The 4,248-nt window shown below is 32.8% G+C and carries 5 protein-coding genes; 3 read left to right on the top strand and 2 right to left on the bottom strand.

All coding sequences use genetic code 11. The features are described 5' to 3' along the window. Window positions 1-457: 457 nt before the first annotated feature. Window positions 458-841 (bottom strand): thiol-disulfide oxidoreductase DCC family protein, encoded by a 384-nt coding sequence (locus ABDZ84_RS21480; RefSeq protein WP_026682884.1) that lies wholly within the window; start codon window positions 839-841, stop codon window positions 458-460. A gap of 678 nt (window positions 842-1,519) precedes the next feature. Here ABDZ84_RS21480 and ABDZ84_RS08450 point away from each other — a divergent pair. Together ABDZ84_RS08450 and ABDZ84_RS08455 are read left to right on the top strand one after the other, a co-directional pair. After that, complete coding sequence (locus tag ABDZ84_RS08450) at window positions 1,520-1,735, top strand: WYL domain-containing protein (protein ID WP_026682886.1); 216 nt, start codon at window positions 1,520-1,522, stop codon at window positions 1,733-1,735. Continuing rightward, window positions 1,735-2,052: a YolD-like family protein gene (locus ABDZ84_RS08455; RefSeq protein WP_034679767.1), complete on the top strand. Its 318-nt coding sequence runs from the start codon at window positions 1,735-1,737 to the stop codon at window positions 2,050-2,052. Before ABDZ84_RS08450 ends, ABDZ84_RS08455 begins: the two co-directional genes overlap by 1 nt. Window positions 2,053-2,054: 2 nt before the next feature. On the opposite strand, the gene ABDZ84_RS08460 is transcribed toward ABDZ84_RS08455, so the two are convergent. Next, entirely contained in the window at window positions 2,055-2,741 is a 687-nt protein-coding gene (locus ABDZ84_RS08460; RefSeq protein ID WP_026682887.1) for a DUF421 domain-containing protein, read from the bottom strand. A 176-nt stretch (window positions 2,742-2,917) separates the two neighbouring features. Between ABDZ84_RS08460 and ABDZ84_RS08465 the strand changes: the two genes are divergently transcribed. Next, window positions 2,918-4,102, top strand: coding sequence for a Ger(x)C family spore germination protein (locus ABDZ84_RS08465; RefSeq protein ID WP_121604321.1), 1,185 nt, complete (start codon window positions 2,918-2,920; stop codon window positions 4,100-4,102). The last annotated feature ends 146 nt before the right edge of the window (window positions 4,103-4,248 follow it).

The raw sequence follows: 4,248 nt of genomic DNA on the forward strand, positions 1-4,248 counted from the left end.
CTTTTTGCGTATATAAATATTGAAAAAAGTAAAAAAAGTGATACGCCCTAAATTGGCGTACCACTTTTTTCAGTTACTGGGTTTTGTCCCAGCCTCATTAGAGGAAGCGTAAATCTGAGCATTTAGTGATAAGGACTGAGCGAATTTTGCTCCGTTTTTCTAATTGATAGGGATCGTACCAACGAAAGGCACAAAAAATACGCTTCGGAACTATTTTGGGTTATTCTTGTATCATTCTAAATAATTTACCATTGGAATCTGATTATATAGAATTTTAAGCTATATCTTTGTTTTTAGAGAATATAACAAAGCAAATAGCCATTATATTTAAAAGTAACATTATTCCATAATATATATTTGAAGTGTCATCGAGGTATTCGAAAAAGTACCGAATGATATTCAAAGACAGTATAATAATTAAAATAATTATTTTACGACTCATGTAGACATCCTTTCTTTAAAGAAAATATTTTCTTTCACTTTGAGTTGGTAAAGTACATTTAATTTGTTTACTTATTCTCTTCCTATATTTAGCAACTAATTTATAGAAAAAGTTTCTTATCGGTTTTGGTACTATTTTTAATATAAGTATCGGAAAAAATAATTTATTTGCTTGAGCTATTACGTGGAGAATTGCATCTGAGTATATATACATTTTATTAGAATTAATTAATATTATGCTATCCACGTTATCTCTAATTTGGTTTTCCATTTTAAAATCATTGTACCATTTGCTATTAAAACTTGTAATCCTTAGCGATTTGTTCTTGTTTATTTTTAAAAGAAATTTAATAAAGTTACTACAAAAGTTGCATTCTCCATCATAAACTAGAATCACCATTAAATTTCCTTCTCCTCTCTTTGAATACCTATATATTTCAAATTAGTAACTTTATCTTTAATATACTTAAAGCGATGGCTATATTCTCTATCACTCATAAATTGCAAGTCTAAAACAATCATAATAGCACCAAATGAACTAGACCCATAAAAACAATAATACTTAGATGAAACAGGATTGAGCCAAGTAAGCTTAAATAAGCGAGTATATTTATTGAACACAAAAAAAGGAAAGAATAACTGTGTGAATATAGCCAAATAAGCTCCTAATGTCAGTAATAATGGAGAATTCAATATTAAGTGCTTCAAACCTTCAAACTAATTCATGCTAAAGGCACCTATATTTAGAATATAATACAACGCTGTTCCATCGGAGTTGTTCTTATTAATCTAAAATTTATGTTTCTGATGAATTCTATATAGTAAATGGTTCAACGGATAATAGGGATTGTACCAATGAAAAGCGAAAACATACGCTAAGGAACTGTTCAGAAAACCAGAATTTCCAGCGTAATCCTTATATTTCTCCTTGTCTTATGCTCCTACTTCTCTAGTTTTTTTAATTACCAATCTTTTTCTATTTTCCATCATTCTGGGATAAATTGTCACTAAATAATACGTATATATGTTCGTTTTTTATGATATAATAAGAACAAACGTTCTTGGTGGTGACCTTATTATGAAAGGATTGCTGAATCGTTCTGTCAAAAGTAAGCAAAAAATAATTATTATTTATTTGGATAGCAATAATAATGTAACTGAGCGTTATATCCGTGTTCTAGAAATACGCGAAAAGAGTATTTTGGCTTATTGCTTCTATCGGAAAAAGGTGAGAACATTTACGCTAAAGAATATTCTTTCAGCAGGATTAGTTAGAAAGCGAGTGGGTGCGTAATGAGTGTAAATGATCGAGGAAGTATTAAATGGACCGCAATGATGATGCCGGAGCATATAGAGTTATTGAAGCAAACATGGCAAGAACAAGAGCGCAAACAAAAACCTATTATAGATGAACAAAAACAAGAGGAAATTAACTTGAAGCTGCAAATGGCAGTGAAAAATGAGCTAACCATCGATTTAAAGTATTTTTTGAATCACGATTTTTATAAAGCTAAAGGGAAAGTAGTCAGTATTGATAGACAGAACAGGTATATAAAAGTGGCAGGCCAATATTTACCTATAGAAAGTATTATTGATGCCTGGATTGATTAAATTTACTTTTTACTAGCAATATATAGTGCGCCATTTTGTTGAATTTCAGCATAAAAGACATCCGATATGGAAGGTACTCCCCTTAATTGAAGTTGCTTTTCTAACCAATGCTTATTTAGGTTCAAGGCAATTAAGTTATTTGTATTAATCTTTCCGTCAGCAATTACAGTCGTTGAGGTAGGTGGAATGCTATTCGTGGCTGGAGGAATGTTCATATCTTTTTTGGTTAACGATTGTTTCGCCTCTTTCTTCATGACGGATAGACTGCCATCTGTTTCAAATATTGCATATTCGACATCCGAGACAGCGAAAACGTTTTTCTTCCTCAATAAAAGGTTTAAATCGTCAATATCTAATCTACTTTTCCGAAGCTCATCCTCCACAATTTCTCCTTTTCGAATAAGAATAATTGGTTCCCCTTCAATAACGTAACGAACGCGTTGTGATTTTATATCTAAAAAACCAAGAAATATGGTAAAAGCACTCCAGCATAGTAATGATAATATTCCATGGAATAGACTGAGTGTAGGGTCAACTGCAAATGAAGCAGCTAATGTACCGATTGAAATAGCAGAGACAAAGTTAAAGAAGGTAAGCTTAGAAATTTCTTTTCTTCCCATAATTCTTGTTAATGCAAGTAAGATAGTAAAGGAAACAGCTAATCTTAGTACTAATTCGATAGTAGACATAATAAGCCTCCATAAACAAAAGGTGTTTTTAGTATTGTTCCAAACATTGGAATTAAAATGTATGAATTAGGATAATTAAAAGGTTGCAGTATAAACAAATAAGAGAAAATTATAGGTACCATCATCGACAGTTCGATACATCACTATTTGGCGATTGACAATTGGAAGGGAAGCAAATGAAGAAATATTATCTCTATATTTTTATTAGCTTGAGTATGTGCTTGTTTTTAACGGGATGCTGGGACCGCGTGGAGATTGAGAATCGAGGCTTTACCGTTGGTTCAGCGATTGATCTAGTTGAAAAAAAAGAAGATGGTACGTTTGAACTAATGCTTACCAACCAAATGGTTGTCCCCTCTGGATTAGGGTCTCCTTTACAGGGAGGTAGTGGTGAGCAAAAAGCATATAAAAATATAACTGCAACGGGCGAAAGTATTTTTGAGATTACCCGAGAAATGTCGACATTATCAAGCAAGACTCCTTTTTTCCAACATATGAAGGTATTAGTTGTTTCAGAAGACATCGTTAGAGAACCACATCTATTTGGAAATATACTAGATGTTCATATTCGCGATCATGAAATGCGTAGAGGGATAAGACTTGTCATAGTAGAAGGAAAAGCAAAAGAGGCGTTAAATATCCTACCCATAGATGAAAAAGTACCTGCACTATATATTGAGTCTTTGATGGAGAACAACTATAAAAATGCAAGCTCACTACAGCCAGTTCATATAGGACAAGTTCAAGAGTTACTGCTAAGTAAAAACAGCTACACGATTCCAGAATTACAGATTGTTAACGATCATTCCGTTAAGTACAAAGGAGCTGCTGTATTTCAAGGTGATACCAATCACATGATATACTCCTTATCTGATGATGAAACCATGGGGCTAAGCTTTTTGACTGATACGAAACAAAATGGACCGATAAAAATCAAGGTAAATGGACATATGGTTGTAATAGAACTAACAGATGTTAAACAAGATATATACTTTAAAAATAAGAAAAAGGAAAACTTACAGGTCGATATAAATATTGATGTTAAAGGGAATATTGGTGAGAGATATGGACTTACTAGTGTATTTAGTAAAAGCTATATAAATAAGGTGAAAGCGGCAACAGAGCGAAAGGTGCGGGCACTGGTTGAAGGAACTATCAACAAGGTGCAAAAAGACTTAAAAGTGGATGTGCTGGGGATTGGTGACAAGCTGTATCGGCGACATTATGATTTCTGGAATACGGTCAAAGACGATTGGGAGAAAGGAGAAAATTATTACTCCCAAAGTAATATTCGTGTGAATGTAAATGTGAAAATTAAAATGGTAGGCTCCTCAGACAAAGTAGAAACGATCAATAAATAAAAAAAACATGCATCCCAATAGCTGTTTGGGGAAGCATGTTTTTTTGTAAGTTAAGAAAGTATAAAATCAGTGCAATGACTGCGTTAAGCCAAGTAGTTATTTTGAAATGTTAGATGTATATTGGCAATGCTCCGACGAATTACTTC

Source organism: Virgibacillus salarius, assembly GCF_039521925.1.
GTDB lineage: Bacteria > Bacillota > Bacilli > Bacillales > Amphibacillaceae > Virgibacillus > Virgibacillus salarius.